The sequence below is a fragment of the Nonomuraea aridisoli genome (genome assembly GCF_003236395.1).
GTDB lineage: Bacteria > Actinomycetota > Actinomycetes > Streptosporangiales > Streptosporangiaceae > Nonomuraea > Nonomuraea aridisoli.
In genome coordinates this window covers 22,963-42,954 of record NZ_POUD01000028.1, presented here as the reverse complement: position 1 = coordinate 42,954, position 19,992 = coordinate 22,963, and the positions used below count along the sequence as shown (strand labels likewise).

The 19,992-nt window shown below is 72.6% G+C and carries 20 protein-coding genes and 1 pseudogene; 7 read left to right on the top strand and 14 right to left on the bottom strand.

Going from position 1 to position 19,992, the window contains the following annotated elements; all coding sequences use genetic code 11:
• Window positions 1-77 precede the first annotated feature (77 nt).
• Window positions 78-410: a putative quinol monooxygenase gene (locus C1J01_RS10020; RefSeq protein ID WP_111178441.1), complete on the bottom strand. Its 333-nt coding sequence runs from the start codon at window positions 408-410 to the stop codon at window positions 78-80.
• Window positions 411-526: 116 nt separating this feature from the next.
• Here C1J01_RS10020 and C1J01_RS10015 point away from each other — a divergent pair, with 116 nt between their 5' ends.
• From C1J01_RS10015 to C1J01_RS10010, 3 genes are all read left to right on the top strand, one after another.
• Window positions 527-1,300 carry an ABC transporter ATP-binding protein gene (locus C1J01_RS10015; protein ID WP_111178416.1) on the top strand — a complete coding sequence of 258 codons (774 nt, stop codon included), beginning with the start codon at window positions 527-529 and terminating at the stop codon, window positions 1,298-1,300.
• Window positions 1,293-1,433 carry a hypothetical protein gene (locus C1J01_RS49710; protein ID WP_181448669.1) on the top strand — a complete coding sequence of 47 codons (141 nt, stop codon included), beginning with the start codon at window positions 1,293-1,295 and terminating at the stop codon, window positions 1,431-1,433. The genes C1J01_RS10015 and C1J01_RS49710 overlap by 8 nt, the downstream gene beginning before the upstream one ends.
• 153 nt (window positions 1,434-1,586) lie before the next feature.
• Window positions 1,587-4,490: a M36 family metallopeptidase gene (locus C1J01_RS10010; RefSeq protein WP_235854355.1), complete on the top strand. Its 2,904-nt coding sequence runs from the start codon at window positions 1,587-1,589 to the stop codon at window positions 4,488-4,490.
• 65 nt (window positions 4,491-4,555) lie between these two features.
• On the opposite strand, the gene C1J01_RS10005 is transcribed toward C1J01_RS10010, so the two are convergent.
• From C1J01_RS10005 to C1J01_RS49705, 10 genes and pseudogenes are all read right to left on the bottom strand, one after another.
• Window positions 4,556-5,206 (bottom strand): class I SAM-dependent DNA methyltransferase, encoded by a 651-nt coding sequence (locus C1J01_RS10005; RefSeq protein WP_111178413.1) that lies wholly within the window; start codon window positions 5,204-5,206, stop codon window positions 4,556-4,558.
• A 38-nt stretch (window positions 5,207-5,244) separates the two neighbouring features.
• Complete coding sequence (locus tag C1J01_RS10000) at window positions 5,245-6,585, bottom strand: serine hydrolase domain-containing protein (protein ID WP_111178410.1); 1,341 nt, start codon at window positions 6,583-6,585, stop codon at window positions 5,245-5,247.
• 274 nt (window positions 6,586-6,859) lie between these two features.
• A complete protein-coding gene (locus tag C1J01_RS09995) occupies window positions 6,860-7,132 on the bottom strand; it encodes a hypothetical protein (RefSeq protein WP_111178407.1) in 273 nt (90 codons plus the stop codon).
• A gap of 65 nt (window positions 7,133-7,197) precedes the next feature.
• Complete coding sequence (locus C1J01_RS09990) at window positions 7,198-7,818, bottom strand: hypothetical protein (RefSeq protein ID WP_111178404.1); 621 nt, start codon at window positions 7,816-7,818, stop codon at window positions 7,198-7,200.
• A 164-nt stretch (window positions 7,819-7,982) separates the two neighbouring features.
• Window positions 7,983-9,566, bottom strand: a complete 1,584-nt coding sequence (locus C1J01_RS09985; protein WP_111178402.1) for an MFS transporter — start codon at window positions 9,564-9,566, stop codon at window positions 7,983-7,985.
• 52 nt (window positions 9,567-9,618) lie between these two features.
• Entirely contained in the window at window positions 9,619-10,284 is a 666-nt protein-coding gene (locus tag C1J01_RS09980) for a hydrolase (RefSeq protein ID WP_111178399.1), read from the bottom strand.
• Window positions 10,285-10,303: 19 nt separating this feature from the next.
• Entirely contained in the window at window positions 10,304-10,987 is a 684-nt protein-coding gene (locus C1J01_RS51190) for an amidohydrolase family protein (protein WP_268958634.1), read from the bottom strand.
• 76 nt (window positions 10,988-11,063) lie between these two features.
• Window positions 11,064-11,557, bottom strand: a pseudogene (locus C1J01_RS51185) (amidohydrolase family protein); the annotation flags it as partial.
• Between the two features lie 345 nt (window positions 11,558-11,902).
• Window positions 11,903-12,085 (bottom strand): hypothetical protein, encoded by a 183-nt coding sequence (locus tag C1J01_RS09970; protein ID WP_111178396.1) that lies wholly within the window; start codon window positions 12,083-12,085, stop codon window positions 11,903-11,905.
• A 105-nt stretch (window positions 12,086-12,190) separates the two neighbouring features.
• A complete protein-coding gene (locus tag C1J01_RS49705; RefSeq protein ID WP_181448671.1) occupies window positions 12,191-12,334 on the bottom strand; it encodes a hypothetical protein in 144 nt (47 codons plus the stop codon).
• Here C1J01_RS49705 and C1J01_RS09965 point away from each other — a divergent pair.
• The 3 genes from C1J01_RS09965 to C1J01_RS09955 all read left to right on the top strand — a co-directional run bounded on the left by C1J01_RS09965 (window position 12,315) and on the right by C1J01_RS09955 (window position 14,181).
• The gene (locus tag C1J01_RS09965) at window positions 12,315-13,049 is read left to right on the top strand and encodes a carbohydrate ABC transporter permease (RefSeq protein ID WP_235854354.1); all 735 of its coding nucleotides are present in this window, start codon (window positions 12,315-12,317) and stop codon (window positions 13,047-13,049) included. The genes C1J01_RS49705 and C1J01_RS09965 overlap by 20 nt on opposite strands.
• Window positions 13,042-13,857 carry a carbohydrate ABC transporter permease gene (locus C1J01_RS09960; RefSeq protein ID WP_111178393.1) on the top strand — a complete coding sequence of 272 codons (816 nt, stop codon included), beginning with the start codon at window positions 13,042-13,044 and terminating at the stop codon, window positions 13,855-13,857. The genes C1J01_RS09965 and C1J01_RS09960 overlap by 8 nt, the downstream gene beginning before the upstream one ends.
• 135 nt (window positions 13,858-13,992) lie before the next feature.
• Window positions 13,993-14,181 carry a hypothetical protein gene (locus C1J01_RS09955; RefSeq protein WP_111178390.1) on the top strand — a complete coding sequence of 63 codons (189 nt, stop codon included), beginning with the start codon at window positions 13,993-13,995 and terminating at the stop codon, window positions 14,179-14,181.
• 44 nt (window positions 14,182-14,225) lie between these two features.
• Here C1J01_RS09955 and C1J01_RS09950 read toward each other — a convergent pair whose 3' ends face one another.
• A complete protein-coding gene (locus C1J01_RS09950; protein ID WP_111178388.1) occupies window positions 14,226-15,650 on the bottom strand; it encodes a vanadium-dependent haloperoxidase in 1,425 nt (474 codons plus the stop codon).
• A 306-nt stretch (window positions 15,651-15,956) separates the two neighbouring features.
• Between C1J01_RS09950 and C1J01_RS09945 the strand changes: the two genes are divergently transcribed.
• Complete coding sequence (locus tag C1J01_RS09945; protein WP_111178385.1) at window positions 15,957-18,287, top strand: beta-glucosidase family protein; 2,331 nt, start codon at window positions 15,957-15,959, stop codon at window positions 18,285-18,287.
• A 2-nt stretch (window positions 18,288-18,289) separates the two neighbouring features.
• Here the strand turns inward: C1J01_RS09945 and C1J01_RS09940 are convergent, their stop codons facing one another.
• Together C1J01_RS09940 and C1J01_RS09935 are read right to left on the bottom strand one after the other, a co-directional pair.
• Window positions 18,290-19,282, bottom strand: a complete 993-nt coding sequence (locus C1J01_RS09940; RefSeq protein ID WP_111178382.1) for an endonuclease/exonuclease/phosphatase family protein — start codon at window positions 19,280-19,282, stop codon at window positions 18,290-18,292.
• A gap of 95 nt (window positions 19,283-19,377) precedes the next feature.
• Entirely contained in the window at window positions 19,378-19,962 is a 585-nt protein-coding gene (locus C1J01_RS09935; protein ID WP_111178380.1) for a Uma2 family endonuclease, read from the bottom strand.
• Window positions 19,963-19,992 lie beyond the last annotated feature (30 nt).

Genomic DNA, 19,992 nt, shown 5'->3' with positions numbered 1-19,992 from the left:
GGAAACGGGAATGTGGCGCGTCGCGCGAAGCTCGTAACAGTCGCGTAACGAGCTTCGCGCGCCGCGTGACGGGGGGGTCAGCCGCGCGGGGGCACCGCCATCTCGCCCAGCTCGGACCAGTCGTCCTGGGCGACGGTGGTGTTCACGATGCGCGGCGTCTCGGCCAGGTGGGGCGGCAGCGTCTGCTGGGCCTGCTTGAAGTGGGCCGACTGCACGTGCGCCGCCCCCGCCGCGTCGTCGCGGAACGCCTCCACCAGGACGTACTCGTTCGGGTCGTCGAGGCTGCGCGACCAGTCGAACCACAGGCAGCCGGGCTCCGCGCGGGTGGCCTCGGTGAACTCGCGGGTGATCTCCGGCCACCGGTCGGCGTGCTCGGGCAGGATGCGGAACTTGGCGGTGATGAAGATCATCATTTCCCCTCGTCGCTCGTCATGTGATGAGATCAGCGTAATTTTCTACATCTCATGTAGGGAATGTTGACTTTGTGGTCGCGGGCTCGTAGTTTCGTCGTCGTGGAGGGAGCCACATGATCGAGATCAGCATCCGCGACGTGACGATGATGTCCCCGGTCGTCGGGCCGGACGGGCCGCGCGCCGCGCTGTCCGGGCTCGACCTCGACGTGCGTGCGGGGGAGCTGCTCACGCTCGTGGGGCCCAGCGGTTGTGGCAAGTCCACGCTGCTCGACCTCGTCGCCGGGCTCTGCCGGCCGACACGGGGCGAGGTCCTCGTGGACGGCGTGCCGGTCGCCGCGCCCCACCCCGGGGTGGTCGTCCAGCAGTACGACCTGTTCCCGTGGCGCACTGCCCAGGCGAACGTGGAGTTCGCCCTGGAGGGCGCCGGCGTGCCGGGGCCGGAGCGGGCGCGGCGGGCGCGCGAGCACCTGGCCCTCGCCGGGCTGTCCGGTCAGGAGGACCACTATCCGCACGAACTCTCCGCCGGGCTGCGCCGGCGGGTGGCGCTCGCCCGCAGCCTCGCCTTCGGCCCCCGCGTCCTGCTGATGGACGAGCCGTTCGCGGGTCTCGACGCCGCGGCCCGCGCGTCGTTGCGGGACGATCTCGTACGGGTCTGGGAGCGTACCGGCATGACCGTCCTGCTCGTCACGCACGGCATCGACGAGGCGCTCCGCCTGGGCCGCCGGGTCGCGGTGATGACCCGCGCGCCCGGCCGGATCAAGGAGATCGTGGACGTCCGCCTCGACGACCGCCGGGCCGGCCCGGCCTTCGGCGCGTACCGGAGGCACGTGTGGAGCCTGCTGCGCGGCGAGGTGACGCGGGCGCGGGAGGCGGCCCTCCATGGCTGAGGCGGAGTACGAGGGCGATCTCCACTGGTACGACCTGCCCGACGACGAATGCGAGCCCGACGAGGCGGCGACCGGCGTGCACGGCCTGGTCCGCCGGCTGCTCGCCTGGCGGTCGGCGCCCGGGAACGGGTGAGCGTTCCCTTACCGGCCACGTGCCCGACCTGCACCTTTCGGGCGCTTATACGCTGATATTTCCGCCTTTACAAGATCTTGTCAGTTGCTATCAGCCGGTGTTTCCTCATGCGCAGATGCGCGTAAGCGCGTCCCTGACACGCAGGAGGCAAACGTGTCGTCCAAGCCCTGGTTACGCGGCACCCTCGTCGTCGTCGCGCTCACCGCGTCGACTCTCCCCCTCGCCGGAGCGGCGCAAGGCGAACGCCGCGAGCCACCCTCGGTGGTCCACGACTTCCAGGCGGAGAACCACGGTAAGCCCGACGTGGACAACCGTCAGGGCCGGGTGCCGCCGCCGGCCGGCGCCAACGCCCGCCGTGCCGGACCCGCCGCCGACATCCGTTGGAACAACCTCGGCACCCCGGCCACCGTCACCAGCGCCGAACCGCTGGCCGAGGGCCTCGGCGCCGATCCCGTACAGGCGGCGAAGACCTACCTCAAGGACAACGAGAGCGTCTTCGGGCTGTCGGCCGAGGCCGTGGACGCGCTGGAGACGGTCGCGGCCAACCCGATCGGCGACGGCCACGCCGTGCTGCTGCGGCAGCGCTTCGGCGACCTGCCGGCCGGCGTGGACGGCCTCGTCTCGGTCGGCGTGACCGGCGGTCAGGTCGTGCACGTCACGTCCTCGCTCTCGCGGGAGACCGGCGCGCCCCCGGCCGCCGCGATCACCGCCGAGCAGGCCATGGAGATCGCCGCAAGGGACGCCGGCATCGACCTCGCCACGGCGGTCACCAAGCAGGCCACGCCGGTGGCGGTGCCCGCGCCGGACGGAGTGCACAGCGCGTACCAGGTGGTCCTGATCGGCGGCGCGCAGGGCGCCGAGGCGGGATACACCACGCACGTGGACGCGGTCGGCGGCGCGATCCTGACCCGCGAGAACCTCGTCGACCACCACGCCGAGCCGGACAACCCGCAGTGGGAGGTCTTCCCGGCGAGCCCGCGCGGCGACTACTCCTCCCGGGACACCCGCGAGACCTGGTGCTTCTCGCCCGCCCGCGGCTGCGACTACGTGATCGGCGGCGACCCGGCGACCGGCAAGCCCTGGGACGTCGACCACACGACGGGCGAGCCGACCAACACGAGCGTCGGCAACGCGGCCAAGACGGTCGAGAACCGGGCCAGCGGCGACCCGTTCACCGTCGGCACCCGCTCCAACGTGCTCACGCCGAGCCGTGAGTACGACTACCCGTGGAAGAACACCTGGTACGAGGCCAAGTGCGACCCGGCCGTGTTCGACCAGCCGGGCGAGGCCGACCTCGAGGCCGCCATGGCGAACCTGAACGCCATGCACAACCGCATGCACGACTGGTCCTACCGGCTCGGCTTCACCGAGACCGCGTGGAACATGCAGAGCGACAACGGCGACCGCGGCGGGCTCGGCAACGACCCCGAGCAGGGCAACGCCCAGGCCGGCGCCCGGGTGTTGTCGGTGCGTGACAACGCCAACCAGATCACCGGCCCCGACGGCGTCGCGCCGATCACCAACATGTACCTGTGGCAGCCGATCGCCGGCTCGTTCTACGCGCCCTGCGTGGACGGCGACTACGACATGTCGGTCATCGGCCACGAGTACACGCACGCCATCTCCGGCCGCATGATCGCCGGCCCGAACGCCGGCTGGAGCGGCGCCCAGGCCGGCGCCATGAACGAGAGCACCTCCGACCTGTTCTCCATGGAGCAGCTCTTCGAGTACGGCACCCGCCCCGTGGGCGACACCCCGTACGTCACCGGCGGCTACGTCACCGGCGACAAGACGCGCGGCATCCGCAACTACGACATGTCGAAGTCCCCGCTGAACTACAGCAACCTCGGCTACGACATCGTCGGCACGCAGCCGCACGCGGACGGCGAGATCTGGTCGGCCACGCAGTTCGACGTGCGGGCGGCGTTCGTCAAGCGCTACGGCCAGGGCAACGCCAGGCAGCAGCTGGCCTGCGCCGAGGGCAGGACCCCGGTCGAGAAGTGCCCGGGCAACCGGCGCTGGGTGCAGCTGTCGTTCGACGCCCTGCTGCTCATGGCGGCCGGCGCGGTCGACTACGTGGACCACCGCGACGCGCTGCTCGCCGCCGACCGGATGCGCTTCGGCGGCAGGAACCAGGACATCATGTGGCGCGCCTTCGCCGAGCACGGCCTGGGCGAGGGGGCGGCCAGCAACGGCCCGAACGACGCCGACGCCACGCCGAGCTTCGCCGACCCGGCGGGCAAGAACGGCTCGCTGCAGCTCAAGCCGCTGGGCGAGGCGAAGGACGCGGCGCTGAAGTTGTACGTCGGCGACTACGAGGGCCGCGTGGTCCCCGTCGCGGACACCGACCCGGCGACCGAGCTCGGCGACACCGTCGAGATGACCCCGGGCGTGTACGACTTCGTCGTGGCGGGCGCCGGCTTCGGCCACAAGCGGCTGAAGTACGCGGTCCTGCCCGGCGTCAAGCTGCCGCTCCCGCTGCCGCTGACCCGCAACCTCGCCTCGGCGGCGAACGGGGCGACGGCCACGGGCGACGGCGTCAACCAGGACAAGCTGATCGACGACACCGAGGCCACGAACTGGGCCTCGCTCACCGGCGCCCCCGCCGGCAAGTCGGTCGTCGTGGACCTGGCGGGCGACCGGCCGGTCAGGGTCGGCAGGGTGCAGGTGAGCGCCATGCTCCGCCCGACGATCGGCGACACGGCCGACCCCGGCACGCAGAACCGCTTCTCCAGCCTGCGCTCCTTCGAGGTGCTGGCGTGCAGCCAGGACTGCGCCGACCCGGCGAACTTCCGGAAGGTCTACACGAGCAAGGCGAACGCCTTCGACTCCGCGCTGCCGCGTCCGAGGGGCGCGGACATGCTGATCAAGTCGTTCGACATCCGTTCCGTCAACGCCACCCACCTGATGCTCCGCGCGCTCACCACACAGTGCACCGGCAACCCGCTGTACGCCGGGGAGCAGGACAACGACCCCAACTCCGCGACGGACTGCGCCACCGCCAGCCCGCAGCGCGACCACCTCCGAGCGGCCGAGTTCCAGGCGTTCTCGCACTGACGCCCTGATCGGCCACGGGCCCGCGCTCCGATTCGCCTGCCGGAGCGCGGGCTCCCGCGTCCCTGTCAGGGGGCCGTACGGCGGGCGAGCAGAAACGCCTGGGGGAAGCCGCGCCGGGGGTCCTCGCCGGGCGCGACGGTCAGCCGGGCCACCTCGGCGAGCCCGTGCTCCAGGAGCAGCCCGGCCACCCGATCGGGCGCGTGCCGGTAGGCGGTCGTCACCACGTGGTCGTACGCCTGCGCCGGCCCGGCACCGTCCCAGGCCGGAAACCCGAGCAGCAGATGACCACCGGGCGCCAGCACGCGCCCGAACTCGGCGACCACGGCCGGCAGCCCCTCCGGCGGCGTGTGCAGGATCGCGAAGTTGGCGACCACCCCCGCCAGCGCCTGGTCCGCCACGTTGAGCGACTCCATCACCCCCACCTCGAAGCGCAGCCTCGGGTGGGCTTCGCGGGCGAGCGCCACCATCCCGGGCGACAGATCGATCCCGAACGCGTCCACGCCCAGCGCGTGCAGATGGGCGGTGACATGGCCGGGACCGCACCCCACGTCCGCCACCGCGCCGCCGCCCTGCGCCAGCACCAGCTCGGCGAAGAGCGGGACCATCGCGTGGTTGAGCGGTTCGGCGCGGTAGCGCTCGGGGATGCTCGCGGCGTAGCGGTCGGCCATGGCGTCGTACGCCGCGCGGGTGGCGGTGCGGAAGTCGGGCTCGGTCATGGACGGCCATGCTAGATCGCCCCGGCCGGCCCGCGTGGTCAGCGCTTGACGGAGATCCGGTCCACGGCGAACGGGACGAAGGACGGCTCCGCCGCTCTGGTCCGGGCCGTGGCCGGGCCGCACAGACCCTCGAGCAGGTGGACGACGAGGGCCGGGTCGATCGGGCTGGCCGCCGGGAAGCCGTTCTCGTCGAGCGGCTGGTACTTGGTCCGGTTCATGCCGATCGACATCTGGCGGGTGCCGTCGGGGCTCGACATCGACTCCGTTCCCATGCCGAAGACGCTGCCGCTGTGCCCCCAGAACCTGCCGCAGGGCAGGTCGGTGGCGTAGATGCCGAGGCCGTACGGCGAGGGGTAGCCGCCGAGCAGCACCGGCACCGTCTTCTGCATCTCGGCCAGCTCCGCCGGGCCGAGCAGCCGGCCGCGCAGCAGCGCCCGGTAGAACTGGTTGAGGTCCTCCATCGTGGACACCACCGCGCCCGCCGTGGTGATCCACGACATGTCATAGACGCTGTAGTCGCGCGGCGGGTCGATGAGGCCGTACATCGACTCGTACGCCCCGGAGTGCGGGCCGGGGATGTTCGGCGTGCGCGGGAACGACGTGTGCCGCAGGCCCGCCCGGCGGATGACCTCGCGGGTGATGTGCGCCTCGGCGTCCTCGCCCGTCACCTTCTCCAGCAGCAGCCCGGCCAGGATGTAGTTGGTGTTGGAGTACACGCCGGGCAGCGCCCCCGGCTCGCCCGTCGCCGGGGCGGCCAGCGCCCCCCGCACCAGCTCCGCCGAGTCGAACGAACGCAGGCGGTTGTCGTCCAGGCTGCTCGTCGAGCCCTGCGTCAGCGAGGGGAACGCCTGGGCGACGTGGTCGGCGATGTGGCTGGTGTGGTTGAGCAACATCCGCACGGTGATCCGCCGGCCGCGCTCGCCGGGCACCAGGTCGGGCAGGTAGCGGCCGATGGGGGCGTCCAGTTCGACGGTGCCGCGGGCGACCTGCCGGAGCAGGGCCACCGCGGTGAACGTCTTGGAGATGCTGCCCACGCGGTGCACCATGAACGGCTTGACCGGGCGGCCGGTGTCCACGTCGGCCACGCCCGCCGCGTCCCGCCAGGACTCCTCGCCGTCGCGTACGGCCGAGTAGACGCCGTACATGCCGGCCTCGTGAACGGCGTCGAGGCTCCGGCTCAGCGCCGCCCGGTCGAGACGCGTGCCGAGCCCCGTGCCCTGCCCCGTGCCCTGCCCCGTGCCCTGCCCCGTCTCGGGGCCGCTGCCGGCGGCGGCCGGGCCGGGGGCGGCCAGGGTGCCCGCGGTGAGCAGCGCGCCGAGGGCGGTCACGGCGGCGGCTCGGCGGCTTGCTGCGACATATCGGTAACGGCGAAGATTCATGGCATAAATCGTGATCGAAACACTTACGCCTCGTTAGTCCGCGCTGTCACCGGCTCCACATGACATCCGTCATGTCCGCGATGATCACCTGTATGGAGTACGACGAACTGATCCGCGAGGCGCTGGCCACCCCGTTCGAGGGGTGGGACTTCGCCGTCCTCCGCGACCGCGTCACCTACGAAGGCGAGCTGCCCTGGCGGTACGAGGAGCTGTCGGCGCGCGGCTTGCCCGGCGCGACCGCGCTGCTCGACCTCGGCACGGGAGGCCAGAGGCGTCAACCGCCGGCGGTGTGGGCCGGGTCGTCGTCCTGCCACCGCCGGAGCGCGGCGAGCGCGTCCTCGGCGTCGCGGACGAGGGAGTCCATCAGGGCACGGTAGAGGGCGTCGACCTGGCGTTCGCCGAACGGGCCCGAGCCGGGGAAGCCGACGGACTTGCACTCCTGGAAGACCTGGCGCACCTCGGTGAAGACCGGCAGCAGGTCGTCCCTGATGCTCCGCCGGACCTCGCCGATCGTGTCGGGGCTGCTGTGACGGGTATCCGGATTCACGCCTCCACCTTGCAACATCCGGGGAGCGCCGGGCCGCGGCATCATCGAATCATCATTGATCGTTCTCACGTCGGAAACTTTTCGGCTCCTCGTCCGTCGCCGCAGCTCAGAGGCCGATCACCGGGTCGGGAACAAAGCGAGCAATTCCTCCGCCCGGGAGGTCCGGGCGATTCGCGCCAGAGCGAGCCCGCGCCCGGCACCGGGTAGGCGATCCACCCGGCGTCCGGCTCGTCCAGCCCGACGACCAGCGCGTCCTTCCCGGCCAGCTCGGCCGCCTCCCAGGCGTCGGCGAGGGCGGCGGCGTAGTCGTGCAGCCACCGGCCGGGGCGTTCGGCGGCCCGGCGCCACTCCGGCGGGGGCGTGCCGGGGCCGAAGGCGCGTTCCAGATCCCGGGTCAGGGTCTCGGGCGGGGCGTCGCGCAGGGCGCTGAGCTGGTCCTCGACCGAGACGTCACCGGCCGTGGGCGCGACGGGCACGAGGGTGCCGGGCGCGACGGCAGAGCAGGCGAGCGGGCGCGGGGCCTCGTGACCGGGCCGGCCGACCCGAGCGCCGAGCGTACGCCGCCAGGGCTCCGGCAGTCCCCGGCGGCGGCCCGCCAGCGCGTCCGGGATCATCGCTAGGACCGTCAGGTGCGGCGAGACGGAGACGCGGATCCGCGGCTCGCCCCGTCCGGGCGCGATCGTCACGGCGGGAATGCCGTCGACGGCCGCGGCCTCCCGAGGTCGTGCTGACGGGGCGGGCGTTTGCGGCGGCGCTGACACGGATGACCTGTCCTCCGAACTGTGTCCCTTGGTGTCCCTTGGTCCCTTTTGTCGCCGACGGACGCTACGCCCCCGCGCTTACTTCTCGCTTAAAAGCGTGCGGGCAGGTAGTGGGAGACCCGGAACGGCTCCGCCACCAGGGCACGCGCCCGTTCCTCGATCGCCCGGTCCGACCCGGTGAGCCGGGTGGAGTGCTGGCGCAGGTGCTCCTCCCACGAGGCCACCACGAAGGTCTCCAGGTAGACGTCGGGGTCGGCGCCGGACCGGTACAGATCCCAGTGCAGCGCACCGGTGCGCAGCCGGGAGAGCCCGAAGTCCCGCATCGCCGCGACGAACTCCGCGGCCCGCTCGCGCGGCACCCGGTATTCGACGGTGACGAGCACCGGCCCGTCCTCCCCGCCGGGCTCCAGCACCATGGCGGGCGCGGGCCAGTGGACCGACAGCGAGCGGTCGAGCCGGGTGTCGGGGATGCCGAGACCGCGCCAGGCGACGAGGGAGCCGGCCGCCGTGAGCGCCGCGGCCAGCAGCAGGGCGGGCCCGAGGCCGAGGCCGTCGGCGAGCGCGCCCCACACGGCCGCGCCGATCGCCATGCCTCCGGAGAAGATCGTCAGGTGGACGGCCAGGGCGCGGGCGCGTACCCAGCCCGACGTCGTGACCTGCATCTGCGCGTTCAGCGTGGACAACACGGCGATCCACGCCACGCCGGCCAGGACCAGCACCGCCCCCGCGAGCCACGGCGACGGGGTCACGGCCAGCACCGCCATGACCGCCGCGAACAGCACCCCGCCGCCCGTGAGCGCGGTGTTGCTCGACCAGTGACCGCGCACGTACGACAGCAGCATCGCCCCCGCGACGGCGCCCGCGCCCACCGCGCCGAGCAGCAGCCCGTAACCGCCGGGGCCGAGCCCCAGCCGCCGGTCCGCGACGACGGGCAGCAGCGCCCACAACGCCGCCCCGGCCGGGACGAACAGCAGGGTACGGGCCAGCACCCGGCGCACCCGCGGGGCGTGACGCACGTAGCGGTTACCCGCCCGCAGCGCCGGCAGGACCCGCTCGGCCCCCAGCGGCCCCACGTCGGCCCGGTACCGCCAGGCGACCAGCGCGGCCGAGGTGACCAGGAAGGACAGCGCGTTGACCGCGAACGCCGCGGCCGGTCCCGCGAGCGCCACGACCAGGCCGCCGACCGCCGGGCCGACCGCCCGCGAGAGGTTCATGTTGACGCCGTTGAGGCTCGCGGCGTTGGGGATCTGCTCGCGCGGCACCAGATCAGGCTGGATGGCCTGCCAGGCCGGCGTCATGAGCGCGTTGCCGCACCCGAGCAGGAACGTCAGCAACAGCACCCCGGAGGCGTTCATCCGCCCCAGCGCCGTCAGGACCGCCAGCAGGCCCGCCGCGACGAACATGACCGCCTGAGCGAGCAGCAGCAGCCGGCGCCGGTCCACGATGTCGGCGAGCGCGCCCGTCAGGATGCCGAACAACAGCACCGGCAGGCTGGCCGCCGTCTGCACCAGCGCCACCAGGCTCGCCGACCCGCTCTCCTGCGTGATGAGCCACTGCGCGCCGACGGTCTGCATCCAGCTGCTCACGTTGGAGACCAGCTGGGCCAGCCACAGCGTACGGAAGACCCGCAGGTGCAGCGGCTGCCAGACGGACCCGGCCGCGGCCTCGGTCATCGTCGGCCGCCCGGGTGACGGGGCGGTGCCCCAGAACCGGACGCTCGACTCATCAGGCCGCGGTCGCGTGCGACGGGAGCATGGCGTGCGCGTACGCGACGCCGAGCCCGTAGGCGCCCGCGTGCTCCTCGATCACCCTCGTCACCGCGTCGTACGTCCGCGTCCGGCTCCAGTCGCGCTGCCACTCCAGCACCGTGGTGAGCCAGGTGAGCGGCACGATGTCGTGCTGGACCATGCGCCGCACGGCGTTCTCGTGCGCCTCCTGCGACACGCCCCCGCACGCGTCGGTCGGGACGTACACCTGGTATCCCTGCTCCGCGGCCGACAGCGAGGCGAGCGCGATGCAGACCTCGGTCCACAGCCCCGCCATGACGATCTTCGGGCGGCCGGTGGCCTTGACGGCGTCGACGACCCGCGGATCCTCCCAGCAGTTCATCGTGGACCGGTCGATCGGCGCGACGCCGGGGAAGAGCTCCGTCAGCGGGGCCAGCAGCGGCCCGGAGAAGCTCTTCGACTGGACCGTGGTCAGGACGACGGGCACGTCGAAGACCTTGGCGCCCTTGGCCAGGCCCACGGTCGCGTTGATGATGGAGCCCCGGTCGGCGCTGGTCGTGCTGAAGAACATCTGCGGCTGGTGGTCCACCAGCACGACCACGCTGTCCTGCGGCGTGAGCAGCGACGACGCGGGATCGGGCTTGGCTTTGCTGAAGTTCGCCATGGTTGACCTCTCTGAACTGTCACAGGACGAAGCAGGAGTCGAAGATCTCGTCCTCGGTCGTACGGCCCCGCGCGAAGCCCCGTACGGCCCGCCACTGGCGGTGCTCCTCGGACTCGGCGGCGGCCTCCATCACCGCCTGGGCCTGTCGCACCCCCGGCGCGGTGCGGTGGTACCCGCCGAAGAACGCGACCGGGCTCCACGACGGCTGGATCGCGGGCTGCGGCGGCGCGATCCCCTCGAACTCGCCCGCGGCGTAGACGATCCGGCCCCCGACGACGGTCAGCAGCGACTCGATGTGCGAGATGCCGTCCTCGGGGACGGCGAAGAAGTCGTCGGAGAGCACCGCGAGGTCGGCGTAGCAGCCCTCCTTGAGCACGCCCTTGACGCCGGCCTCGCCGGTGAGGCCGGCGCCGGCCACGGTGTACATGCGCAGCGCCGTCTCCCGGTCGACGCGGCACTGCGGGTCCATCAGCTCGGCGCCGCCGATGGTGCGGCCGGTCACCAGCCACTCCAGCGACAGCCAGGGGTTGTAGCTGGAGACGCGGGTGGCGTCGGTGCCGGCGGCCGTCAGCAGGCCCCGGCCGAGCATCTGCCGGATCGGCGGGGTCCGGGCGGCCTGCGCGGCTCCGTAGCGGTCGGCGAACGCGCCGCCCTGGAACATCATCCGGTTCTGCACCGACAGGCTCCCGCCCAGCGCGGCGATCCGGTCGAGGTTCGCCTAGGCCGAACCGGTTGAGCTCGTACAGGAAGTGGCGGGTCGAGCCGAGCTGCTCGTCCTCGGCCAGTTTCGGGCCCTTGGCCAGCGCGGCGTACAGGAGCGTGGCGGCGGGCGCGGCGAGCAGCACGCCCGTGGGCTCACCGGCGTGGTTGCGGACGATCTGGCCGCCCGGCGGGGGGACGCTGTCCTTGGTGAACCCGATGGCCCGCACGGCCGCCCGGTTGAGGATCGCCGACTGGTACAGGTGCAGGACGAAGACGGGGTGTCGGGCGCGGCGGCGTCCAGCTCCGACACCGTCGGCAGGCGCCGCTCGGCGAACTGCTCACCCGTCCAGCCGCCCACCACCCGGACCCACTGGCCCTGCGGGGTGCGCCCGGCCTGCTCGCGCAGCATCCACAGCGCCATGCGCAGCGACGGGACGCCGTCCCAGTGCAGCTCCAGCAGATAGTTCAGGCCGCCCCTGATGACGTGGAGGTGGGAGTCGTTGAGCCCGGGGATGATCCGCCGGTTGAGCGCGTCGACGATCCTGGTCCGCGTACCCACGAAGGGGGCCATGTCCTGGTCGTCGCCCACGGCGACGATCCGTCCCTCCCGTACGGCGAGGGCCGCGGCGGCGGGCCGAGCCGGGTCCTGGGTGTGCACGCGGCCGTTGCGAATGACCAGGTCGGCGGGCGTCTCGGCGGCGCTGTCGGGGACGATGCCCTCGACCGGCATGGCGTTGAACATGGCTTCCGCTCCTCGGCGACGGGTGCGTCAGCGCGGCTACCCGTGCCGTTCTCCGGCAGGCCCGAGCCGACCGAGCATTTGCCGAGGAATGGGCCACGAGGCAATCGATCGGCCCGGCCTTGACGGACCCCCGGCACCCTCGCGACCGCTCGCGTCGAGTGCCCGGCGGGCGGGTCAGGTGCGGCAGGCGGTGGCGGCCGGGCCGGTCCTCAGCACGACCATCGAGCCGGTGAACGCCTGCCCGGAGGCCTCGTCGAACAAGGTGATGATCTGCAGATCGGCCGGCTGTCCCGTCGGGCCGACCTCCTTCACGCTGAGCGTCAGCCCGTGCGGCGCGGAGAAGACCCGCTCCGGCACGTTCGCGGGTTCGGCGGCGACCCATGGCGGGGCTTTCAGGTCGTTTGTGCGTCGCTCCGCGGCACCTCGCCGCTTTCCCCGCCGAACCTTGGACCCGCCTTGACGTCACACGTACGGCGCCAGATGCTCGCTCGGCCCGCACAAGGTCGTCCGGTCGTACGCGGCCTGGCTGAGCCGCACCCCCGTGGCCCGGTCGGCGAGGGCGAGCACGGCGGCCGCGTACACCTGGGTGGGGACGGCCAACTTCACCGACCTGCTCGGCGACGAGGAGATGGCCGGCGCGCTCGGCAACACCCTGCTCTACGCGGCGCTCGTGCTGGCCGGCGTGCCGCTGTCCATCGTCATCGCGGCCCTGCTGAACGTGCCCGGGCTGCGCGGGCTGAGCGTCTACCGGACGCTGTACTTCCTGCCGGTCGTCACCATGCCCGCCGCCGTGGGCCTGACCTGGAGGTACCTGTTCAACGGGGACTTCGGGGCGATCAACCATCTCCTCGGCCTCGTGGGGATCGACGGGCCGTACTGGGTGGGCGATCCGGACGTCGCCATCTACGCGATCGCGATCGTCGGCATCTGGAGCTCGATCGGCTACAACGCCGTGTTGTTCCTGGCGGGGCTGCAGAGCGTTCCGCGCCACTTCTACGAGGCGGCCGCGATCGACGGCGCGGGACGGCTGCGGCAGTTCTTCCGCATCACGCTCCCGCTGCTCACGCCGACCACGTTCTTCGTCGTCGTGATCACGATGATCAACGCGTTGCAGGTCTTCGACCTGGTCTACCTCATGATCGACACGACGAGCCCGGCGCTGAGCGGCAGCCGCACGATCGTCTACCTCTTCTACGAGAAGGGCTTCGTGCAGAACCAGCGAGGGCTCGCCGCGGCGATCGCCGTCCTGCTGCTCGGCCTGATCCTCGTGCTGACCGCGATCCAGTTCAGGTTGCAGAAGAAGTGGGTGCACTATGAATAGGCCCAGAACCTGGCCGGCCTACGTGGCGCTGGCCGCGGGCGCGCTGGTGATGATCGCGCCCTTCGTCTGGCAGATCGTGGTCGCGCTGCAGACGCTGCCCGACTCGCTGCGGGTGCCGCCGAAGTTCACGCCCTCGTGGCAGTGGTCGAACTTCGCCGAGGTCTTCCGGACGGTGCCGCTGGCCAGGCAGTTCCTCAACACGGTCGTGGTCATCGCGGCCGTCACCGCCGGGCTGCTGCTGCTGTGCTCGCTGGCCGCCTTCGCCTTCGCCCGGCTGCGCTTTCCCGGCCGGGGCGGCATCTTCACGCTCTTCCTGGCCGTGCTCATGGTCCCCGGCGAGCTGTTCCTCATCCCGCGCTACGAGATCATGGTGGACCTCGGCTGGCTCGACACGCTGCAGGCGCTGATCGCGCCGGGCGTCTTCGGGGCCTTCGGCACGTTCCTGCTCCGTCAGTTCTTCCTCACCCTGCCCAGGGAGCTGGACGAGGCCGCGCAGCTCGAAGGGGCCAACCCGCTGCAGATCTACTGGCACATCATGCTGCCGCTGGTCAGGCCGGGGCTGCTCGCGCTGGGGCTGCTGACGGTCATGTGGTCGTGGAGCAGCCTGCTCTGGCCGCTGGTGGTCAACACCGATCCCGAGATGATGACGCTCTCCGCCGGGCTGGCCTCGCTGCGCGGACAGTTCCAGACGAACTTCCCGATCCTGTTCGCCGGGGCCGCCGTGGCCTCGCTGCCCGTGATCGTGCTCTTCGCGGTCATGCAGCGGCATCTCATCGCCGGCATCGCCTTCACCGGCTCCAAGGGCTGACCCCCTCGGCCGGGGTCTCCAGACAGTCGCCTTCGGGTTGGTTTGTGCCGCGCACTCCCGGGAGAGCCGGTGGCCGATCCGCCCGCCGGGTGGAAGGCTGCCCGCAACCGCACACCAACGAGAGGAGTGCCGCAGATGACGCAAGACGCCGGCCGCGTCGCGGCGAAGCGGATCAACGACCACGTGGAGCTCGTGCACGCGGACCACCCGGACGTGGTGCTGAACGTGCCGCGCCTCGACTGGGAGGCGTTCACCGCGGCCGTCAAGTCGGGCGCGTTCGACCTCGAGACGCTCAACCGGCAGGCCGAGGAGAGTCTCGCCTGACCGCACGCGCCCGCTCCCCGGCACGGGGGAGCGGGCGCCCGCCGTCAGCCGCGGCCGGTCCAGTGGCTCTTCGCGCGGTCCCAGGCCGCCGTGCCCACCGCCCGGCCGAGGGCGCGGCCCTGCAGGTCGCCGGCGCGGAAGTGGATGCCGCCGTACCGGCGCGAGAGCCCGGCCTCGTCGGCGGCCGCGCTGAACGTGCTCCAGCGCAGCGTCACGTCCTGCGTGGGCGTCACCCCCGGCTCCACCAGCGACGAGCCCTGGGCGACGACCGCCTGACCGCCGAACGTGTCGGCGCCGGTGAAACGCCTGAGCACCTCCGCCGCCGCCGCGCTGAACGTGCTGTGCCCGGAGACGTACTCGGCGAACGGCGGCGTCGGGAACCACGACGGCTGGTACGGTACCCACGCGGCCCCCTCGACCGTCCGGCCGCCCCAGGTCGGGATCTGCCGGCCCTGGTACAGATGGCGGATCGCGGTGATCGGCCGGGCGGAGTCGTGGTCGCGTTTGACCTCCCACGAGGCGATCCCGGCGTCCATGACGGCGTTCGCCAGCGCGAAGAACAGCTTCACGTCCTCGTCGACGCCGTGCCGGTCGCGGGCGGAGACCTGCTGGGCGAACAGGCACCAGTGCCCCGGCGGGGTCTCGCTGCTCGGCCCGTCGGCCCAGTACTCGGCGATCGCCTTCTGCCGCTCGGTCAGCGCGGCCGTGACCGACACGATCTCGGCGGCCTGCGCGCGGAACCCGGAGGAGCCGTAGGCGTACGGCGCGGGCACGCGGTCGGCGAGGGCGCGCGCGGCGCCGCTGAAGGAGGCCACCCCTCCCCAGTGCGGGGCCATGAACGGCGGCGTCACCACGACGCCGGCCCGGTTGGCGTACGTCAGCGGCGCCCAGCGGCCGGGCGCGGCGATCCCGGCCGTCGGCTCGGCGACCACCACGGGGCCGTTGACCGGCGCGTACCCGGTGGTGTCGGCGTAGCCGCCGGGCTGGTTGGAGCCGTCGGCGTGCCGGTGGTCGAGCACCGCCCGGCACGCGGTCACCCCGACGCCGGCCGGCACGCCGGAGGCGTCGGCGGGGTCGTACCCGAGGTCGGCCATCAGCGCGTCGAAGACGGCCCGCTGCGCCGGGTAGAGGTCGACCGCCGCCAGGTGCGCGGCGTAGCTGATGGCCTCGGCCTTGTCGGCCTCGGTGTGCTCGGCCGCTGGCCGCCGCAGCGAGCCGCCGAGCCGGGTGCCGGAGGCGACCGCGTCGTAGGCGGCCCACGCGTCGTAGGCGCAGGTGTGCACGATCGCGAGCGCCCTGGCGACGAGGGGCGGGCCGAGCGTGCCGCCGCGTACGGCCTGCAGCAGCGCCTGGTTCCACCTGACCACCACGTTCGGCCCGCCGGCGCGGGCGGGCAGGGCGGTCAGGGCGAGTGCGGCGACGGTGACCAGCGCGAGCGTGAGCGCGGATAAGAACCGGTGAACGGGCATGGACGGACTCCTGGGTGAGGGCTTCTCGGAACAGCCGACACTGCCACATTCGAACAAGCATTCGGCCTGGCGGCCGGGTGACATCCCGCTTACCGCTGATATTTCTGATGCGCTTTCCTGAAAATTTCATCCGGTACGGCGCCAAGAGTCCGCTGCTCAGCCAGCCTTTCCGAGGAGCTTTCCTCGGCCTTTCAGCCGAAGTTTCCGAAATTTTCGGACGTATGGCGAAATATTCTTGACGAGCAGCAGAGGGCCACTTACAGTCCGGGCGTAATGATCGGGATGGAACTCTCGAAAGTGACAGCCATGACATCTGTCAACGCGCCGGGCGTCGCGGCCTGGCGGGACACCTCCCGCACGGTCGGCGAGCGCGTGGAGAGCCTGCTGGCCGAGCTGACGCTCGAGGAGAAGGCCGCCCAGCTCGGATCCGCCTGGGTGCAGACCGGCGACCCCGGCGGCGTCGCCCCGCTGCAGGACCTCTTCACGACCTCGGAACGGCTGGAGGACCGGCTGGCCCACGGGCTCGGCCACCTCACCCGCGTCTACGGCACCGCCCCGGTGACCCCGGCCGAGGGCGCCGAGCGCCTGCGCTCCCTGCAGCGGCTGGTGATCGACGCCAACCGCCTCGGCATCCCGGCGATCGCCCACGAGGAGTGCCTGACCGGGTTCGCCACCCACGGGGCCACCGCCTACCCGACGCCGCTGGCCTGGGCGGCGACGTTCGACCCCGGGCTGATCGAGCGCATGGCGGCGGCCATCGGCGCCGACCTGCGCGCCGCCGGCGTCCACCAGGGCCTGTCGCCCGTGCTCGACGTCGTGCGCGACTACCGCTGGGGGCGGGTCGAGGAGACGCTGGGCGAGGACCCGTACCTGGTGGGGCAGCTCGGCGCCGCGTACGTGCGCGGCCTGGAGGGCGCCGGGATCGTCGCCACGCTCAAGCACTTCGCCGGGTACGCCGCCTCGCGCGCCGCGCGCAACCACGCGCCCGTCAGCATCGGGCCCCGGGAGCTGGCCGACGTGATCCTGCCGCCGTTCGAGACGGCCCTGCGCGAGGGCGGCGCCCGTTCGGTGATGAACTCCTACACCGACCTCGACGGCGTGCCGGTCGGCGCGAGCGCCCACCTGCTGCGCGGGCTGCTGCGCGAGGAGTGGGGGTTCGAGGGGACGGTGGTGTCCGACTACTGGGCGATCCCGTTCCTGGCGTCCATGCACGGCGTGGCCGAGGACGTCGCCGGCGCCGGGGCCGTCGCCCTGCGCGCCGGCATCGACGTGGAGCTGCCCGAGACCGTCTCCTACGGCGACCACCTGGTGGCGCAGGTCCGCGCGGGCCTGATCGACGAGACGCTGCTCGACGAGTCCGTACGCCGCGTGCTGCGGCAGAAGATCGAGCTGGGCCTCCTCGACGCCCCCTACGACGTCCCCGAGGACGCCGACCGGCTGGAGCTCGACGGCCCCCGCAACCGCGCGCTGGCCCGCAGCGTCGCGGAACGTTCCATCGTGCTGCTGCACAACCCCGCCGGCGTGCTGCCCGTCGACCCCGGCACGACCGCCAGGATCGCCGTCGTCGGGCCGTGCCCCGGCGACCCGCGCACGCTGCTCGGCTGCTACGCCTTCCCCAACCACGTGCTCGACCGCTACCCCGAGCACGGCATGGGCCTGCCCATCCGATCCGTCGGCGAGTGCCTGGCCGCCGAGTTCCCCGAGGCGGAGCTGCGCCACGCGGCCGGAGCCGACGTCCTGGGCGGCGACGCCTCAGGCATCCCCGCCGCCGCGGCGCTCGCCGCCGAGTCGGACCTGGCGCTGCTGTTCGTCGGCGACCGGGCCGGGCTGTTCGGCGGCGGCAGCTCGGGCGAGGGCTGCGATGCCGCCGACCTGCGGCTGCCCGGCCTGCAGCCGGAGCTGGTCGAGGCCGTCCTGGCGACCGGCACGCCGGTCGTGCTGGTCGTGGTGTCCGGGCGGCCGTACGCGCTGGGGGCGTACAAGGACCGGGTGGCCGCGGCCGTGCAGGCGTTCCTGCCCGGCGTGGAGGGCGGCGCGGCACTGGCGGGGGTGCTGAGCGGCCGGGTCAACCCCTCCGGGCGGCTGCCGGTCCAGATCCCCGCCTCGCCCGCCATCAACCCGTCCACGTACCTGCAGCCGCCCCTCGGCCGGCGCGCGGACGGCATCACCGTGCTCGACCCGACCCCGGCGTTCGCGTTCGGCCACGGCCTGTCGTACGCGCCCGTCGAGTACGTCGCCCTCGCCACGGACCGCGCCGAATGCGCCACCGACGGCGTCGTCGAGGTCACCGTGACGGTGCGCAACGCCGGCGACCGGCCCGCCGAGGAGGTCGTCCAGCTCTACGCCTCCGACCCGGTCGCGCAGGTCGCCCGGCCCGCCGTGCAGCTCGTCGGCTTCGCCCGGGTGCCCCTGGAGCCGGGCCGCACGCGGGCGGTGACGTTCGAGGTGCCGGCGGACGCGTTCTCCTACACCGGCGTCGACCTGCGCCGCGTCGTCGAGCCCGGCACGGTCACGCTCGCCGCCGGCCCGTCGGCGGACGAGCCGCCGCTGCGCGCGGACCTCCGCCTGACCGGCGAACCCGTCATCCTCGGCCACGCCCGCCGCCTCACCACCCCGGCGCGCCTCGGGGAGTGGTGAGCCTAGGGCAGCCGCAGGGCGGCGAAGACGCCGCGGTGGTCGGTGCCGGGCACGTCGAGGACCTCCACCCGCTCCACCGCCACCCGCCGGTCGGCCAGCACGTGGTCGATGGAGATGAACGGTCGCATGGGCCCGAAGTTCGGCCAGGTGGGGACCAGGCCCTTCCCCACCTGGCGGGCGGCGTCGACGTAGCCGCGGTCGAGCAGGTCGCGGAAGGCGCGGTGGTCGAGGCTCGCGTTGAAGTCGCCGGCCAGCACCCGCACCGCCGACGGCGAGGCCGAGGGCAGGGTGCGCAGGACGGTGTTCCACTCCTCCACCCGGCGGCCGAGCGGCGGGTTGGGGTGCACGGCGACGATCTCGACCGACTCGCCCCCGGGCAGCGCCACCCTCGCCGCCGGCATGTTGTGGCCGATCGGCGTGAACAGGCCGTGCAGCTCCGTCAGCGGATATTTCGCGTAGATGCCGCCGCCCGTCACGTCGAGCTCCGGCTGCAGCACCCGGTAGGGGAGCAGCTCCTTCAGCCCGGCCTCGTCCAGCCGCTCGGCCTCGGCGTAGGTGAGCTCCAGCGCGCTGAACACCTCGACGTCGTGCGTACGGATGTGATCGACCACCGCCTCGGCGTCGGCGCGGCCGAACAGGTTGATCGTCAGCACCCGCAGCGGGGCGCCCTTCGCCGCCGGCTGCTCCGCGCTGATCGTGCGCGGCACCACGACCGCGACCATCACCGCGCACACCAGCGCGGCGGCGAGCGCGGCCGGCCGGTTGCGGCGCAGCAGCGACAGCAGCGCGGTCAGGGCCGCCAGCGCCGCGCCGAAGGGGGTGACGGTCATCAGCTGCGTGGGGAACGATCCACTCTCCAGGCCGCCCACCCTGGTTACGGCCCACACGGCGAGCAACGTGACGACCGTCCAGGCGAACCACCGCCTGCGTCGTCTCTTCGGCTTCTGCGGCTCCTCAGCGGCCTCGGCGCGCTCGATCCCGGCCGTCGCGCTCACTTCGCGGCCCCGTACCCGAACTGATCCACACCGTGCACCCTAAACGCACGCGGGACGAGACGGCGCACGCCGGCGCGGCGGCGTGGTGCCTCGGGTCACCGGCGGCTGCTGACGAGATCGGCGGGGTCGAAGCTGATCGGGAAGGGGGCGGTCAGGTCGGCGGCCGCGCCGGCCTTGAAGACGGCGGGCTCGCCGTACCGCTTGCCCTTCAGCTCGTGAACGTAGAGGGCCGGGCCCTCCTCCGGGTTGATCCGCCAGTAGGAGGGGATGCCCGCCTTCGCGTACGCCTCCACCTTGAACATCTCGTCGCGCATCTTGGTGCTCGGACTGACCACCTCCGCGGCGAGCAGGATGTCGCCGGGCGCGAACATGAGCTCCACCGTCTTCGTTTCGTCCTCGCGGACGACGACGAGGTCGGGGATGTAGAAGTCCTTGTCGCTCACCCGCACGTTCACGGTCGCCAAGGGCTCCAGCCCCGGTGGCATCGCGTCATCGAGTATCCGCTGCAGCCGGTAGATGATGCGCTGGTGCAGGGGGGTGGGGGAAGGGCTCACCAGTAGGCTCCCGTTGAAGAGCTCGTAGCGGTTCCCGTCGTCGGGGAGCTCGAGCAGATCGTCGACCGTGAACGCTTGCGCGCTCGGCAGAAACCTGCGCCTCGTGCTCGGTTCGATCGTCGCCATCGCGGTCACCCACTCAGTATCGGGAGCCTC